16 protein-coding genes and 1 pseudogene are annotated in these 15,431 nt (G+C 63.6%); 7 read left to right on the forward strand and 10 right to left on the reverse strand.

The features are described 5' to 3' along the window. Positions 1 to 74: 74 nt before the first annotated feature. A complete protein-coding gene (locus MJ797_RS00215) occupies positions 75 to 977 on the reverse strand; it encodes an alpha/beta fold hydrolase (RefSeq protein ID WP_239328825.1) in 903 nt (300 codons plus the stop codon). Positions 978 to 1,255: 278 nt separating this feature from the next. On the opposite strand from MJ797_RS00215, the gene MJ797_RS00220 reads away from it, so the two are divergent. Beyond that, positions 1,256 to 1,954 (forward strand): metallophosphoesterase, encoded by a 699-nt coding sequence (locus tag MJ797_RS00220; protein WP_239328850.1) that lies wholly within the window; start codon positions 1,256 to 1,258, stop codon positions 1,952 to 1,954. A 34-nt stretch (positions 1,955 to 1,988) separates the two neighbouring features. Here the strand turns inward: MJ797_RS00220 and MJ797_RS00225 are convergent, their stop codons facing one another. Next, positions 1,989 to 2,417, reverse strand: coding sequence for a hypothetical protein (locus MJ797_RS00225; RefSeq protein ID WP_239328852.1), 429 nt, complete (start codon positions 2,415 to 2,417; stop codon positions 1,989 to 1,991). A gap of 965 nt (positions 2,418 to 3,382) precedes the next feature. On the opposite strand from MJ797_RS00225, the gene MJ797_RS00230 reads away from it, so the two are divergent. From MJ797_RS00230 to MJ797_RS00245, 4 genes are all read left to right on the forward strand, one after another. After that, a complete protein-coding gene (locus tag MJ797_RS00230) occupies positions 3,383 to 4,513 on the forward strand; it encodes a DegT/DnrJ/EryC1/StrS aminotransferase family protein (protein WP_239328878.1) in 1,131 nt (376 codons plus the stop codon). A gap of 72 nt (positions 4,514 to 4,585) precedes the next feature. Continuing rightward, positions 4,586 to 5,572, forward strand: coding sequence for an NAD(P)-dependent oxidoreductase (locus MJ797_RS00235; RefSeq protein ID WP_239328904.1), 987 nt, complete (start codon positions 4,586 to 4,588; stop codon positions 5,570 to 5,572). A 3-nt stretch (positions 5,573 to 5,575) separates the two neighbouring features. Beyond that, the gene (locus MJ797_RS00240) at positions 5,576 to 6,733 is read left to right on the forward strand and encodes a glycosyl hydrolase (protein WP_239328906.1); all 1,158 of its coding nucleotides are present in this window, start codon (positions 5,576 to 5,578) and stop codon (positions 6,731 to 6,733) included. 51 nt (positions 6,734 to 6,784) lie between these two features. Then, the gene (locus tag MJ797_RS00245; RefSeq protein ID WP_239328908.1) at positions 6,785 to 7,678 is read left to right on the forward strand and encodes a hypothetical protein; all 894 of its coding nucleotides are present in this window, start codon (positions 6,785 to 6,787) and stop codon (positions 7,676 to 7,678) included. A gap of 245 nt (positions 7,679 to 7,923) precedes the next feature. Here the strand turns inward: MJ797_RS00245 and MJ797_RS00250 are convergent, their stop codons facing one another. The 4 genes from MJ797_RS00250 to MJ797_RS00265 all read right to left on the reverse strand — a co-directional run bounded on the left by MJ797_RS00250 (position 7,924) and on the right by MJ797_RS00265 (position 12,504). Next, positions 7,924 to 8,082, reverse strand: coding sequence for a hypothetical protein (locus MJ797_RS00250; RefSeq protein WP_239307836.1), 159 nt, complete (start codon positions 8,080 to 8,082; stop codon positions 7,924 to 7,926). A gap of 1,195 nt (positions 8,083 to 9,277) precedes the next feature. Further along, entirely contained in the window at positions 9,278 to 9,517 is a 240-nt protein-coding gene (locus MJ797_RS00255) for a DUF397 domain-containing protein (RefSeq protein ID WP_239328917.1), read from the reverse strand. Further along, on the reverse strand, positions 9,514 to 10,374 hold the full coding sequence (locus MJ797_RS00260; protein ID WP_239328943.1) for a helix-turn-helix transcriptional regulator: 861 nt from the start codon (positions 10,372 to 10,374) through the stop codon (positions 9,514 to 9,516). Before MJ797_RS00260 ends, MJ797_RS00255 begins: the two co-directional genes overlap by 4 nt. 621 nt (positions 10,375 to 10,995) lie before the next feature. Continuing rightward, positions 10,996 to 12,504, reverse strand: coding sequence for an NAD(P)/FAD-dependent oxidoreductase (locus MJ797_RS00265; RefSeq protein ID WP_239328969.1), 1,509 nt, complete (start codon positions 12,502 to 12,504; stop codon positions 10,996 to 10,998). 122 nt (positions 12,505 to 12,626) lie between these two features. Here MJ797_RS00265 and MJ797_RS00270 point away from each other — a divergent pair, with 122 nt between their 5' ends. Further along, positions 12,627 to 13,319: a TetR/AcrR family transcriptional regulator gene (locus MJ797_RS00270; RefSeq protein WP_308127811.1), complete on the forward strand. Its 693-nt coding sequence runs from the start codon at positions 12,627 to 12,629 to the stop codon at positions 13,317 to 13,319. A gap of 303 nt (positions 13,320 to 13,622) precedes the next feature. On the opposite strand, the gene MJ797_RS00275 is transcribed toward MJ797_RS00270, so the two are convergent. The 4 genes from MJ797_RS00275 to MJ797_RS00290 are packed head-to-tail and all read right to left on the reverse strand — an operon-like array spanning position 13,623 to position 14,888. Further along, entirely contained in the window at positions 13,623 to 14,060 is a 438-nt protein-coding gene (locus tag MJ797_RS00275; protein ID WP_239328988.1) for a type II toxin-antitoxin system VapC family toxin, read from the reverse strand. After that, positions 14,057 to 14,293: a type II toxin-antitoxin system Phd/YefM family antitoxin gene (locus tag MJ797_RS00280; protein WP_239307831.1), complete on the reverse strand. Its 237-nt coding sequence runs from the start codon at positions 14,291 to 14,293 to the stop codon at positions 14,057 to 14,059. The genes MJ797_RS00275 and MJ797_RS00280 overlap by 4 nt, the downstream gene beginning before the upstream one ends. Before the next feature lie 26 nt (positions 14,294 to 14,319). Next, entirely contained in the window at positions 14,320 to 14,631 is a 312-nt protein-coding gene (locus MJ797_RS00285) for a type II toxin-antitoxin system PemK/MazF family toxin (protein ID WP_239328999.1), read from the reverse strand. Next, the gene (locus MJ797_RS00290; RefSeq protein ID WP_239307829.1) at positions 14,628 to 14,888 is read right to left on the reverse strand and encodes a pilus assembly protein HicB; all 261 of its coding nucleotides are present in this window, start codon (positions 14,886 to 14,888) and stop codon (positions 14,628 to 14,630) included. The genes MJ797_RS00285 and MJ797_RS00290 overlap by 4 nt, the downstream gene beginning before the upstream one ends. 171 nt (positions 14,889 to 15,059) lie before the next feature. On the opposite strand from MJ797_RS00290, the pseudogene MJ797_RS26895 reads away from it, so the two are divergent. After that, a pseudogene (locus tag MJ797_RS26895) lies at positions 15,060 to 15,155 on the forward strand (Fe-S cluster assembly protein HesB); the annotation flags it as partial. Between the last annotated feature and the right edge of the window lie 276 nt (positions 15,156 to 15,431).

Genomic DNA, 15,431 nt, shown 5'->3' on the forward strand with positions numbered 1-15,431 from the left:
CACCGGTTGCCCGGCCAGGGCCCTGGGGCCTCCGACTGCCGGCGAAGAGGCATGATCGTATGCTCGCTGGCCTGTTACGCGGTGGTTGCCTGCGCCTTCGGCCGGCTCTGGGGCACCGAGTGTTGCCAGTCGGCAAGCAGCGTCCGAATGCCGGTGACCAGCAGCAACGGCTGGTCCAGCATGACATGGTGCCCCGCGAGCGGGATTTCGATGACTGGCGCGACCCGCCCGAGCAGCTCGTACATCTCGGTGCCGATGTCCGGCGTTATCAGGCCGTGCTCGGCTCGAAACAACGCGACCCGGCAGCGCACCTCTTTGAGGATCTGCGAAGACGGCCGGCGTCCTCGGAAAATGCCCGGATCAAATTTCCAGGTCCAGCCGCCTTCGACCGCGCCCATGGAGGTCCGTGCCACGTGGTTCACGACGTAGGGCAGCATGTTCGGCTGGTCTGGCACCGTCCTGAACCTGGCCAGGGCATCGGTTACGGTCGGATATACGCGTAGTGGCCCAAATGCGGTCCGTTCGCGGGCGGCCCGTTCCTCTGGGGTGACGTCCGCGACCGGAGCATCGATGATCATGATGCCGCCGATGCTTTCCGGGAACTTCGCCGCGGCCATGATCGATGCCCAGCCGCCCATGCTGTGCCCGATGATGATCGGTGTGCCGGTGAGGCCGGCGTCCCGCGCCACGCTGACGATCTCAGTGGCCCAGCTGGTGAGGTTGTACTCATCGCGGCGTCCGCTGTCACCATGGCCTGACATATCGATCGCGATAACTCGGTACTCGTTGTCAATCAGTGGCGCGATGTGGTCCCACCAGCCCGCATGCCCACCCCCTCCGTGCACGAGAATGATTCCCGGGCGCTCTCGCTCCCCCCAGCACCGGTAGCTGATCCGGCATCCGTCGACCTGGGTCGTGCGCCGCTCGGGCCGTTGCTCGAGTGCGCTGCGGAACCATCCGGGAGTCTCGAGGTTCATGATCTGTCTGCCATGTAGGTTCTGCCATTCCGGATATGCGGTGCTGGACGGTGTCGTAATCCAGTTTGACCGGAGTCGGCTTGACTAGCCGGCCGGGACGGTCCCGATGGCTGCGATCGTTTGATCTGCTCACCCGAGGTAACCGATACCAAGAAAGCAGTTGTACCGAATTCACGGCAATAGGCCGAGTTCTCCGTTTTGTGCTCACCAGCCGGGCTGGGTACATATCTGGCGGGGTGGCGATGGGCGGTGGATGGTGGATGGTGGATGGTGGTTCTATGCGATACGCGGTCGTGGCGGACCTGCACGGCAGGCGCAAAGCATGGCGGCGCGTGCTTGGCGATGCGCAGCAGCGCGGGGCCGACCAGGTGGTGTGCCTCGGCGATTACCTCGAGGCGAAGGTGCCGTGGCGCCGCCATACTGCTGCCACCCACTGGGAGCTCACTGACGTGGTGGAACCGGATCCGGCGCTGTGGCGTGAGCTGGCCGGCGTCGATCTGGTCCTGGGCAACCAGGAGTGGCGGATCCGTGATCTGCTGCGGTCCGAACAGATTTTTGGCGATCTTGATGTCCTGCTTGCCGCGCCCGAAACTCGGATGCTCGGGGCCGCCATGACAATGCACGGCCACCAGTTTTCCTGGGAGGACGGGCCGGCTCGTCCCGGGTGGCCCGCGGTCTTCTACCCGCGTCTGGTCGAGCTGCCCGACGTCCCGATCCTGATGGTCGGCCACTCACACCAGACACTGCTGCTGGATCTGCCCTCGCTCGGGGAGACGAACGGCCCGGCCGGCGTCATGGTGGCACATCGTCGGCCGGTCATACCGGGGGTACCAACCCCGGTCGACCCGAGCGGCGCGCGGCGTCTGCTGGTCAACGTAGGCCCGGCGCGGGGCAAGCCGTCCCATTGGTTGCTTTATGACGACGCGGCATCCGAAGTGACCTTCCACGAAGTCATGCCTGGGCGCTCTAACTGTTAGCAGCTGTAACTGCTAGTATCCGTCGGTGGCAGACTCACCGTGGTCGCGTGTCGTCGGCATGGATGAACGCCTCGATGGTTGTGATTGGGATTACACCGAGCGGTCGTCCCTCATCCTCGACCGTGATCGTCGCACCCGTCGCCGCATTGCGCAGCGAGTCGTCGACGGCGCTGGTGAGGAAGTCACGCCAGTCCAGGAAGATTTCGGGCAGAAAGGAATCGATCGCCTCTTCCAGCGGCCGGGCCGGATTGCGGATCTTGTTGAGGTCATCCAAGGTGATGATCGATGAGCGGATGATGTCCTCTTCGAGGTGGACGACTCGCGCGTAGCGCACACCCGCGTTGCGTATCTCGCGAGCGGCTTCGTCGCGGGTCGAGGTGTCCTCAAGCTCGATAAAGGGTTCTACCTTGTCGATGAGTCCGACCACGCCAGCGAGATCTCTTATGATCTTGTCTTGTGTCACGCTGCTGTTCCTTCCCGGGCACCGCTCTCGGGAATCCGTCCGTTGGCATGTACTCCGCTGCGGTCCAGCGAGATCCATGGAGGCGCCAGCAAGATTATGATCATCTTGCCTGGAGTCGTTGCCAGGAGTATGAATCGCATCTTTCTGTAGTTGATTCTCTCCAGAAAGTATCGATCATGAGGTCGGGACCAAAGTCCCAGCCCGCTTCATCTGTTGACGTGCTCAATTGGCCGCTATCCTTACCTTGCGTCCCGGCGAAGTGGTAGCACGATCTGCGTTCCCCCCGTACGCTAGATGGTCTACCCTTCGCCGGGGCTTTTTGGTTCCCAGGGCACGACTGCGGTCCTCTGTCAGAGCCACGATGGTCAGCTTCGGTTCCTGCGCGGTGAGACACCAGGTAGGCCGGAGCCTCTGCCGACAGGCGCGTTGAGCCGTCGGTCGATCGAAGTGCCACCATTGTGGTAGATCTTCTCTTCGCGCCGGCCGGTCGTGCCAGCCGTTGATCACGCACTCCTCGGTCATGGCACGATGATCAATTTTTCATCTCTGGATGCCCAAGTTGTCGTGATGCGAAGGTGTCCACTGGTCGTCGTGAAGTTGTCAAACGCGCCCATTATTGGCGTGTTGGGTGATAGTTGCATCGTTGTGATTCATCCGTGTGTTCGCGGTGGAACTATGTCGTCCCTTCGGGCGACTCATCCGTCGATGTCCGGGTGGATTTGGGTGACAATGGTCTATCTTGTTTGCTAGCCGCGACGGAGGTGCAAATCGGGATCTCGGCGGTCATTGTCGGCTCGTTCGCCGCCCCGCAGGCCGGCGTCCCAAAAAGTGATCATGGAGGTTGTCGTCGCCAGAATGATCCTGACGGTTTTTAGGTAGGTGAACCGGTAGCGTCGCGCTGCGCCGTGTCTGGACCGGCGACAGTTGCGAACAGCAAGGTGGGGCGGAGCGAAGGGGGTGTGCAGGTGCAGGTTCCAGCGGCGCGGATCGTCTTTCCCGAAGCCGATCGCGCGGAGATTGCGTCGTTGACTTCGGAGATCCTGGCTAGCGGAGCGTTGACGCTCGGCGCGCATACGAAGGAGTTCGAAGCCGAGTTCGCCGCGGCTCATGATGTTCCATTCGCGGTAGCGGTCAGTAGCGGCACCGCAGCTCTTGAGATCATCCTTCGTGCCGTGGATGTGGCGGACGCGGACGTCATCGTGCCGACGAACACGTTTGCGGCGACCGGCTTCGCGGTCCTGCGTGCCGGCGCGAATCTGGTTTTTGCGGATGTGGATGCCGGGACGTTCGCCTTGAGCGCGGCTACAGTAGCTGACGCGCTCACGCCACGCACACGTGCGGTGATCCTGGTCCACATCGGAGGGATGATCACTCCTGAAGTCGACGACATCAGGTCGCTGTGTGACGAACGCGGCATTCTGCTGCTCGAGGACGCGGCCCATGCGCACGGTTCTAGCCATAACGGCCGGTACGCGGGCTCGTTCGGTGTGGCCGGGGCGTTTTCGTTCTATCCCACGAAGGTCGTGACCAGTGGTGAGGGCGGGATGATTGTTACTGCTGATGAGCGGGTACGGGATGAGGCGGTGATATTCCGGGACCAGGGAAAGGCTGGATTTCTCGGGAACGTTCACATCAAGCAGGGCTACGCCTGGCGGATGAGTGAACTGCACGCCGTCACCGGTCTGGTGCACTCCCGTAGGTTGCCTGAGTTTCTGGACAGCCGCAACGCGGTAGCCGCTCGCTATGCGGCCGGCCTCGGCCAGATCGAGGGACTAGAACCGATTGTGGTGCCGACCGGCGGGCGCAGTAATTATTACAAGTACCTCGTGTTGCCACGTCCGGGCATCGATCGGGCACGACTGAAGAAGGAGCTCAAGGAGCGTCACGGTGTGTCGCTGTCCGGCGAGGTGTATGAGGCGCCACTGCACCAGCAGCCCGTTTTTGAGATTTATGCGCGGGGTAACCATCCAGTTGCACAGGATGTGTGCGCCAGACATGTGTGCCTCCCTGTCCATTCGGACATGACCGAAGCTGAGGTGGACCATGTGCTTGCGTCACTGGCATCCGCCGTCGAGACCCTCACGGTCACGATCTGACCGGGGATCCACTCCGATCAGGTCCGACCAGATGATCCGACCCCAAACCTGACGATCTTGGACGGATGACCAATGCGTATAATCGTCACTGGCGGTTCCGGTTTCATCGGAGCCCATGTAGTGGACCGGCTCCTGGACGCCGGCCACGATGTGATCTCGCTGGATCTGAATGCGCACATGACCGATCCACGTGCCGACCACCGGATTGTGGACGTCCTGGACCTCTCCGCGCTTACCGCGGTTTTTGCTGACTGTGACATGGTTTTCCATCTTGCTGGTATGTCCAATGTTGATCATGCTTTCGCCGATCCGATCCGAACGGTGCGCCTCAATGTGGAGGGCACGGCCAACGTGTGCGAGGCCGCTCGTGCCACCGGAGTGCGCCGAGTGCTGTTCGCGAGCACGGTCTGGGTGTACGGGGCCAGCGGGGGCGATTTGGATGATCCACGGTCGTTGACCGAGGATGCGGAATTCGCGATGAGCCGTGCCGGCCACGTCTACACGTCAACCAAGATTGCCGCCGAACTGCTCCTACAGAGTTATCAGCAGACCTACGACCTGGACTTCACGGTCCTGCGCTATGGCATCCCGTATGGTCCGGGCATGCGTGACGAGCTGGTCTTGGCTCGCTTCCTGCAGAAGGCGCTCAAGGGGGAGCCGCTTACCGTCGCTGGTGATGGGCAGCAGTTCCGTAACTACGTCTTCGTCCGTGACCTCGCGGATGCGCATGTGCTTGCCATGGATGACGCGGCCCGTAATGAGACGATCGCGCTCGAGGGTAACGAACGGGTCAGCGTGCTGGCTATGGCGCAGGCGGTCCAGGATCACTTCCCTGGGGTCGAAATCGAACATGTCCCGGCACGTCCGGGTGACTTCCGGGGCCGGTCGGTATCGAACGCGAAGGCCGAGAGGCTGCTCGGCTGGCGGCCGATCACCGGCTTTGCCGACGGTGTCAGGCAGTATGTCGAGTGGTATCTGGCGGACCGGCAGCCCACGAATGACCAGCCGGTATCCGCCCGCCGGACTGATGGGGTTGGCGCCCCGGTCTCCTCCGAGTAGAGCATGACGGACGATCACACGGAGGAACCGCTGGCCTTCCCGACGGGGCGGGAAGGCCAGCCTGGCCGGCGGGCGCTTTTGCTGTCGGGCTCGCTCGGGATGGGCCACGATGTCATGGCCCAGGCCTGTGCGCACTCGCTGGCTCTACGTGGATTCTCCACTCGCACGCTGGACTCCCTGCGCATGATGGGCGGCCGGGCCGGGTCGGCGGGTGAGGGCGTTTTTCGCGGGATGCTGGCCGTTCCTGGGCTGTACGATGCTGTGCACTTTTCGCAGATGCGTCCAGGCGGCGGCCTGGCGAGGGCGATCGAGGCGACTTCATCACGCTTTCTCGTACCCAAACTCCGCTTGGAACTGCGGGACCAACCAGTGGAGCTGCTGTTGTCAATCTTCGCCACCGGGGCCGCCGCGGCCAGTCGGATCAAGCACGAATATCCCCGGATGGTGACCACGGTGTTCTGCACAGATGTCTGCGTCCACCGACTGTGGGTACATGAAAATACCGACCTGTATCTGGTCACCTCAACCACGGCGGCGCGGTTCGTCCGGCGTTTCCATCCAGAGGCGAGGATCGCGGTGGTACCCACGCCGGTCCGTCAACCGTTCTATGACCCACCGACACAGGAGGCGGCCCGTGCGGCCCTCGAGATTCCCGCGGACGCCCGGTGCGTACTGTTGATGTCGGGTTCCTGGGGCCTCGGGCCGCTGGTCGAGGGCGCTCAGGCACTTGCCGAGGCCGGTATATGGGTGCTTGTGGTAGCTGGACGCAACGTCTCGCTTGCGGCACGCCTGCGAGAACGTGCGAACACGCACCCACAGATCATCCCCTTCGGCTTCACCGACCGTATCCCCGAGCTGATGGCAGCAAGTGATCTTGTTGTCACCTCGTCGGGTGACACCTGTAGCGAGGCGCGGGTCATCGGTCGTGACCTCCTGTTGCTGGACGTCGTCCCCGGCCACGGCCGCGACAACCTGCAGCTTGAGCTCGACCGGGGCCGCGCGGACGTGACCTCCGCCGATGCCGTGTCCCTGCGTCGTTCGGCACTCGCCGCGCTGGACCGTATCAAGCCACCATCGGTACGGGTGGTCGGGATGCCCGAGGCCTGGGAGCAGGCATTTGGTGCCGCACTCAGTCAGGTCGAGCTGGCTAATGGCTGGTAACGGCCAGACCGGCCGTATCCAGGCCGTTGCCAGCCGCGTCCGGGAAGACATGTGAGCGACGCGCTCGTTGTCGGTGTCCCTGTCACTGTTGTGTCGGCGGCACTGTATGGGACGGCTCCGCTCATCCAGGCTGTCGCGGCACGCCAGGCCCCGCCCGGTGGCGGGTTGGGGCTTGGCCTGCTGTTACGTCTTGTGTTGCGACCGTTGTGGCTGCTTGGGCTCGCTGTTGAAGCCGGGTCGTTCCTGTTGGAGGTACTCGCGCTGTCGGTGGCGCCGGTCGCTCTTGTTGCTCCGCTCATGGCGGGCGACATGGTGGTGTTCTCGTTGCTGGCCCGGCGCTACCTGGGAGAGCGGATCAGCCGGGTCGGTTGGCGTGGGATGGCGTGCCTCACCGCGGGAATCGGGCTGTTGGCCCTCGCTTTCAGCAGCGGGGCCAAGGTCGGCACGCCAGCAAGCAATCATGATCTGGCGTTGTTCCTGGCTTGTGGGCTGCTGTTCACAGCGGTCGGGGCGTGGCTGGCGAACCGGGCGGGGCGTGGGGGGCGGATCGCCCAGGCGGCTTTGCTGTTCGGACTGTCGGCCGGAGTCTGCTACGCCATTGCGACTCTGGCGACTCGCCAGATCGGCCTGTATCTGGACAATCATGAACTGGCCGGACTGCTGGCAACACCGACCCCTTATGTGCTGATCGCCTTTTCCGTTCTTGCTCTGGGCCTGGAGCAGCGAGGCCTACAGGGCCGGGCCGCAGTGATCGCTTTCCCAGTGACCAGCGGGGTCTCGGCCTTTTTACCGGTCATGATTGGTTTGACCTTGTTTGACGAGACAGCGCCAGAAGGACCCCAGATGGCAGCATTTGTCATTTCGCTCGGCCTGGTCGCGATCGGGATCTTCGGTCTCGGTCGGGACCGTGCCGCGAGTGTCACGCGGGAGTCCGCAGCGGTCTGAGGGCTCGGCAGGGAGCACCGATGGCACGTTCCTACTGATCAGTTCTGCTTGAGAGCACTCGACAGGAGGGGATTACGGCGTGTTTCGGAAGTCGTCGTTCGATCAGGGAGCCGCGTCCAGGCAGGTTCCTGGCAAGGCTGCGGGCCGCACGGATACCGGAGGAGTGGATATTGGTGCAGCCGAGAACGCGGCCAGGTGCAGCCTGGACGCGGCGAGCCCCGGACAGCTGACTGTCGAAACACGCCCTAGGGCTGAAATCGCTCCATTGCCCTGCGGACGCGGGAGTTCGCCTGGGCAAAACTGATCTTTCCGTCGACGTACGCCGCAAGAGCGTTGCGGCGCACCCGCTCGGTACGCGGGTCCTCAAGCGGGGTGTTGAGCAGGTTCGTCGTGGCAGTGGCCACGCTGATCACCTCCCGTTGTGCGGGAACAGGACGACGAAAAGTCCGCCTGACATGTGTCAGGCGCGATTTGGATCAATGGGCTTCCGGGCTGACGGGGTTGGTACCCTGCCCGCGAACGGTCGATCGCCTACGTTCCGCCAGCGCGCGATCGACGAAGCTGACTGGATCTAAAGGCCAGATGGGGGGAGAGGCCGAAACGCCCTGACCTTCGGGCCTCTGCCCAGGCTATGGCGTACATGACGGCTTCGCTCCCTATAGCGACAACGGGTACCAGCACCCGATGAGATAATCGAAATTTTGTGACACTACGTCAACGGGAAGGACGGCAAAGCGAGCGGACAACAAGAAAAGGATCACAAGGCAAGGACCACAACCCGACCCGACCTCTACAGAGTGCGCTGTCGGGGGCCCGATCGCAAGGCCTTTTTCATGATGTTGCTATCCGCGCTTGTCTGATTACTGTTTCGGCCGCACCGTCCCACGGAGGTGCCGGGGCAGTGGAGGTTGCGGGGGCTGTTGGGCTGCCGGGGCAGCCGATGCGGCCCCGGTCGTCGCACGCGGGGCCAGGTGGCCCTGTTTGGAGCGACCGGCGATAGGGGACGCGGCGCCGCGGGGCTGGGGTGCGCACCTCGCCGCATCGCTCCCCATCCATCGCTGCGCGATGCACGGGTACCCCGGCTCGTCGGTCGCCACCCAACACCAGGGTGACTCCCTCCACCGCCTCGCGATGTACGCACCCCAGTCCCGCTCCTTGATCCACACCCCTATTGCCGGACGCTCTTAATCTTTATTTCGGCTCATCGCGTCCAGGCCGGGGCGCGGCCGGATCGGTTACGACATGGGCCGTATCCGTTCGGTGCCTTCCTCGGGAGCCGCCCAGCCGTGGCCCGCTGACGGAAAGACAGGTCCACAATTGTCCGAAGTGACCCTTGTAGGGTACCCTCAGGCTCCTTCGCGAGCCTGAGGGTACGCAAAAATCCAGCACACCATGGATCTCTGGCCAGACGAAAAATAATGCTTACACGGTTTTTGGCATACTAGCCCGCTTGGTGGTTCTGGGCGAGTGAAAAACCATGATCGCACTCTCTTCGGCCGCTGGGACCATATGTCTCGGGTTCATTCCGGTGCCGAGCGGTTTGAGCAGGATCCGGCCGTCCGGCACCACCGTGTTGGCCCGTGGTTGCGATCCGGCGGGTCAGATCTGATCGAACTCGCCGTCCCTGACGCCGGCAAGGAAGGCATCCCATTCGCCGCCGGTGAAGGCCAGGACCGGGCCGGCCGGATCCTTCGAATCGCGGACGAGGATGCCGCCGGCAGCGACCGCAACCTCTACGCACATGCCGCCGGCACCATTGCTGTAGCTGCTCTTGCGCCACACGGTGGTCTCGACGTCGATATCGATCTTGCTTGTGGTTGACATGCTGTTTTCAGTCATTTCATTTCCTCCGTCACTCTGGCTATCATCTCAAGGGACTGGTCGGGGCGAAGCGCGGCGGCCAACAGGTAGTCGGTCTTCAGCCGGTAGTGCCGAATTTCCGCCGCCCGTTCAAGATAGAGGCTCCCCGTCGCTTCCTCGATATAGACAACGTCGTGGTCTGTCGGGTCCGGAAAGCCGAGGATCGCGAAGGTGCTACCCATTCCCGCGTGGGCACCCGCGACGAAGGGAACGACCTGGAGAGTCACATTGGGTAGTTTCGCTCGCTTGATGAGATACTCGAGCTGCGCTCGCATCACGGCCGTACCGCCAACCGGACGGTGTAGCACCGCCTCGTCGAGGACGACCCACAGCCGAGGAGGGTTGTCGTGTGTGAGGCGACTCTGTCGATCGAGGCGCAGTGCGACTCTGCGCTCCAGGTCCTCCTCCACGATCTCTGGGTTGTTGGCGCGGATGACGTGGCGGGCGTACTCGGCTGTCTGTAACAGTCCATGAACGAGCTGCGCCTCGTACACGCTTATCGAAGAGGCATCTCCTTCAAGGCCGATGTAGATCTCGAACCATGGAGGAACCACATCGTGGTAGGTATGCCACCAGCCACGTTTGCGAGACTCGCGGGCAAGCGCGAGGAAGGCTTCGCGTTTGGTCTCGTCCGTGACGCCGTAGAGCTGCAAGAGATCGTGGACGTCGCGGGTCCGGACCGGTACGCGGCCGTTTTCCATTCTACTGATCTTTGAAATTGAGCAACGGAGGAGTTCGCAAGCCTGATCGACGGACACGCCAGCTTCCTCACGGAGCTGGCGGAGTTCGGCGCCGAGTCGCCGCCTTCGGACGGTTGGACCACTATTAGTGCCCATTAATCCCCTTCGCGTAGAGCATTGCTACATCCTGCCAGCACTTCATCACTTTTATGTGCTGGATGATGCTTTCCGTAATGACACGGTCGCGGTTGCTCTTGCGGGAGTCGCCTGGCGGACCCATGCTGTTTGTGTTGATACTTTAAGTAAGATCAATAATTCGAAGGGTGAGCTGTTGTCATGGCTGCGATGGGGGGAGATCAGGTGGGTGCGGGTGAAGCGATGATCAAACGCCGCTTTCTGGTCTTTGACGGAGACGGCGAGCTTGTCGCGACCTTCCCCGAGTGGGGTTCAGCCCATGCCTGGGCACATCAGCGGTCCATGGAGCCGCGTACGCCGCAGCCGGTTCAGATCGAGGACCGATGTGATCGCCGGACGTGGACCATCGAGGCGGGACGTTGCCAGCTGACAGTATGGCGTAGCGATGTCGAATACCGCTCGTGTACACCAGAGGCCACGGCGGCGACTGACCGGCGGGAGCACGCCTGGGCTTCCTGACCGACCACGAGACCCACCGCACCCACCGCGGTCAGGAAGCCATTACTACCAGCCTGGCTATGATCAGCAGCGAGGCCTACGGCGCGACCGTACGTGGCCGGCGCGCACGCTCGAAATCGTCCGCTACTGAATGCGGCGTGGGTGGCCGCGTCGCGGGAGGATGGGCGCGTCGCGGCCGGTGCCTATCGGTCGGTTGGAGGGCGCGGCCGCTGTCTTTTTTTCGTGGTATTCCTCTTCGACGTTGACGGCCCAGATGTCGTGGTGGGTGCCGTCGAGGATGTTCTCGACTGTGCGCATCGCGGTGAGCATGGAATGGTCGGCGTTGTTGTAGCGGTGCATGCCGTTGCGGCCGACAGGGTAAACGTTGGGTACATTCACGGAGATCCATTCTCGGATGATCTCCACGTTATGGCGGTAGTACTGGTCGTAGGTCGGGTACGCCTTCGGCACCCGCACGACGTAGCCGCGTTCGACCGCGCCGTGGCGTACGAGTCCGAGCAGCTCCAGTTCACGGGTGGCGAGCGCGATCAGCTCGTCGTCGAGCTTCGTCCACATGTCGTCGCCCTCGAAGACGAAGAACTCCAGACCAAGACAGGTCCGTCCTTCCTTGACAAGGTAGGGCGACCAGGAGCCATAGTTCTGGATCCGGCCGACCTTGACACCCGGGTCATGGATGTAGATCCAGTTGTCGGGAAAGCCGAACTCGGCGGGGACGACGAGCGCGACGGTGAGGTAATCGCGGTAGCGCAGATCGTTGGCCGCTTCAATGACCTTGGCAGGCGGTGGCGGATCCATGCCCAGCACGAGGGCTGACAGTGGGGTTGAGGAGATCACCTGGTCGGCCGGCACCCGTGTGCGCTCGCCGGTCTTCGATTGGACGGTGACCGCGACCGCGCGTCCGTGCTCATGGTGGATGGTCGTGACGGCGGTGTTCAAGGTGACCGTTCCGCCCATCTTCTCGACCTTGTCACGGCAGGTCTCCCACATCATGCCGGGGCCGTACTTCGGGTAGTGGAACTCCTCGATCAGGCTGGTGATGTCCTTCTGGTTTCGCCTCGGGAGGACCGCGTTGACGATCGCGGAGGACAGCGAGAGGTTCTTCACCCGCTGCGCGGCCCAATCCGCCGGCATCTCACTGACCGGGATTCCCCACAGCTTCTCGGTGTAGGTTTTGAAGAACGTCCGGTACAGTCGCCAGCCGAAGCGCGCGACCAGCCACGCCTCGTAGTTGCTCTGATCCCGCGGCGGACGCAGCCGCGTGCGGGCGTAGGACCCGAGCGCGAGTGCCGCGTGCCCAGGCCCGAGGTTGCGTAGGGCGTTGAGGGCGCGCAGCGGGTAGTCGTAGAGCTTCCCCTGGTAGTAGATCCGGCTCATCCGAGGCCGGAGCAGGAAGTCCTCGGCGGGCAGGATCTCGTGCCACAGCACCTCGACGGCCGCGACCTTGGTGAAGAACCGGTGCCCGCCGATGTCGAATCGCCAGCCGTCGCGCTCGACGGTACGGCTGATCCCGCCGACCACGTCGTCGGCTTCGAACACCGTGACGGCCGCGCCGCGAGCGGCCAGCTGATAGGCGCCTGTCAGGCCAGCCGGCCCGGCACCAATGATCACCGTGTGCGGAACCTGAGTCGACATTAGTTCTCCCACTCTTTCGCTGGGGCGACGAACGGCGCCACCGTGAGACGCATCTGCATAGCTTCTTGGACGGTGTTGCCTAATTTTCGAGATGCCTGAGTCCAGGAGGGTAGCGTGGGTCCGTGGCCATCGACGCAGCGGGTGCCAGCGCCGTCGCGCTGGGCCGAGGCCGGCTGGCCAAACGCGAGGCGATCATGAAAGCCGCGTTCGAGGTCTTCGCGCGGCAGGGTTACATCGCCACCAGCCTCGACGACATCGCGTCGGCCACCCCGGTCTCCCGCCAGACTGTCTACAACCACTTCGGCGACAAGGAGAAGCTCTTCCTCGCAGTCATCGACGAGATGATTACAGCGAACCTCGACGCGCTACGCAACGCGACGAACACATTTCCCGCACGCGTAGAGACTGTCGATGACGCCTCGACCTACCTGCTTGACCTCGCACGACGGATCACAGCGGTCTACGCCAGCCCGACCACCAGCGCGTTGCGCCTAGTTATCCAGACCGAGGCACCCCGCCACCCCCAGCTCCTGGCCTTGTGGCGTTCCCGTGTCACCACACCCGTATGGCCAGCCCTCATCGGCAGCCTTGCCCGCCTCGCTCACGCCGGCGCCCTAAACATCGACGACCCAGCCCGCGCCGCCGGTCAATACCTCGCCCTCATCATCGGGACCTCCTGGCAGATGACAGAACTCGGCACCTTCGCTCTCACCGCGCCCTCCGATCGCGACGCCCCGGAACTCGACACCGCCATCCGAGCCAACGTCGCCCTTTTCATCCGTGCCTATGCACCCATCGCCACTCAGGCCTTTTAGGGCGTGTCTGATGGATGGTGGTCGATGTGGGCGATGATCCAGAAAGTGCCTGCAAGGCGGAGCAGGCCCGGATAGCGGTGTTCTATCCGGACCGACGGCAACGCGGCAGGATGCCTTCCGGGCATTGAGAACAGGGACCCGCACGGACGCGAAGCGTTCGGTGGAGGGCGAAGCGATCGAAGACTCATCAGACTACGCCCTAGCCGTCCTGCTATTGGAAGTCTGTGAGTTCTGCTATTGGCAGAGCAGGGGTGCGGCGCGGCCTGACTTGCGGCCGAGAACGTCAGTGGCCAAGGCGCAGGTTCAGGCTTCTGCCGTCGCAGGTACCGGGACGGCAATGACGGTAAGCCCGTCAATGCTGGCGAAGTCGGCGGGGTTGCAGGTGTATACGGGCAGGTTCTTGGACAGTGCGGTGGCGGCGATCATTGCGTCATACGCTCGGGCCGCAGGCTTGCGACCGGCTTGGCGCAGCGAGGCCGCCACCCGTCCGAACGCTCGTGCCGCCGCGGCGTCGAAGGGGAGCGGATCAAAGTCGGCCTCGGCCTGCTGTACCTGGGCCTGCCTGTTGGCGCGCTCGCAGTCCGTGGCTGCGGCGAGCGCGCCGACCGAGAGTTCGGCCAGCGTGACGGCGGTGATGAGCGGTTCCGCGGGCAGGCTGTCCGGGTCGGGTATGCGTGGCAGATGGATGACCGTGCTGGTGTCGAGCACCCCGTGCAGGTGGCGTACGGCGGGATCGGTCACAGTGCGGGGTCCAGCATGCTGTCGATGTCCTCGCGCAGGAGTACCGGGTCGACACGCGGTAGACCGCGCCAGCGCTCCAGCAGCAGCGCGGCTGACAGCGGGCGGCGTGGCAGGGGCCGGAGTTCGGCGACCGGATGACCGTCCCGGGTCACTGTCAGTGCCTCTCCGTTTGCGACCCGGTCCAGAATCTGGCCGCCATGATTGCGGAGATCTCGAACTGTTACTTCGATCATGAAATTAACGTATCACGCGTGAGACGTCAGCGTTCGGGCGTGGCCAGGATCTTGAAAAGCATAGCGTTGGTGTCGGTGAGCGTCTGGACGTCGACCCGGCGCAGGTATTCTTCTAGCGCGGCCTTGGCCACAAACGTGACCAGGCCCATCACAGCCCACTGGCCCTCGCCCAGCCGGACGCAGAACCCCTCGTCGGTGGCGTGCTCCACGACCAGCGCGACCAGCACGGTCGGCTCATCGACGATCTCGTTGTAAACCGTGGAACTGATGACCAACACCGCCTGGAGTGTCGGTCCGGTGCGGGTGGTCCAGATCTCGCCGCGCCGCGGCGACCTCATTCGGCGGCGCCCGCCAGGTTGGGCAGCCCGGCCGCCGCGAGTGCCCGCTGGTTGGCCTCACCGAAGGCGAGCGCCACCTGGGTGATCGCCGGGTTCGCCCGCATCCAGGCAGCGTGGGCGGCACAGCGCCGGCGCATGTCCTCGGCGTCGAGCACGCGCTCGACCCACGCGTTCATCGACGTGTCCGCTGCCTCGGCATACCGCTTGACCGCCTCGTATGCCTCGTCCGAGAGCCGAAGCGTAATCGTCCGTGTCACGCGTAATATGCTAGCAAGATCTGCTATCAACATCCGTGGCGAGCCGGATACGCCGTCGCGGTGCCCCGCGAAGTCCGCGGTGTTCACGTGCGTCGCCTGCCAGCTCACAGGGGCGTTTCTGTCGCCCATCGGTGCGCGGCTCGCCGTGACATGGTCGGCTACGGTGATGGCGTGGGACTGCATCTGAGCCGGATCGACGAGGCGGACGAGCCGCTGTCGAAGGACCCGCTCGCGTTGTTGATTGTGATGGTGCTGGACCAGCAAATCGGACAAACAGCGAACGATGTTGGGTGATCCGTCCCGATTGGTATGCGGAAAGCGCTCGCACGGACGCGGAGGGTCGCCTACGAGGGGAGACGGTCTCCTCGGCGTGCGCTGTGCCCTCGGCCGTTTGGCGCCGTGGCCGTCGGGTGCCTATGGTGATCCGACTTTCTCCTCGCCGTCCTCCGGGACTGGCGGGGTTTTTTCTAGATCGGGTACGTCATGACCCCGCGAGTCGCGGTCTTCATCGACTACCAGAACGTTCACTTTTCGGCGCGAAGC

The organism is Protofrankia sp. CiP3 (assembly GCF_917627345.1).
In the GTDB taxonomy this organism is placed as follows: domain Bacteria; phylum Actinomycetota; class Actinomycetes; order Frankiales; family Frankiaceae; genus Protofrankia.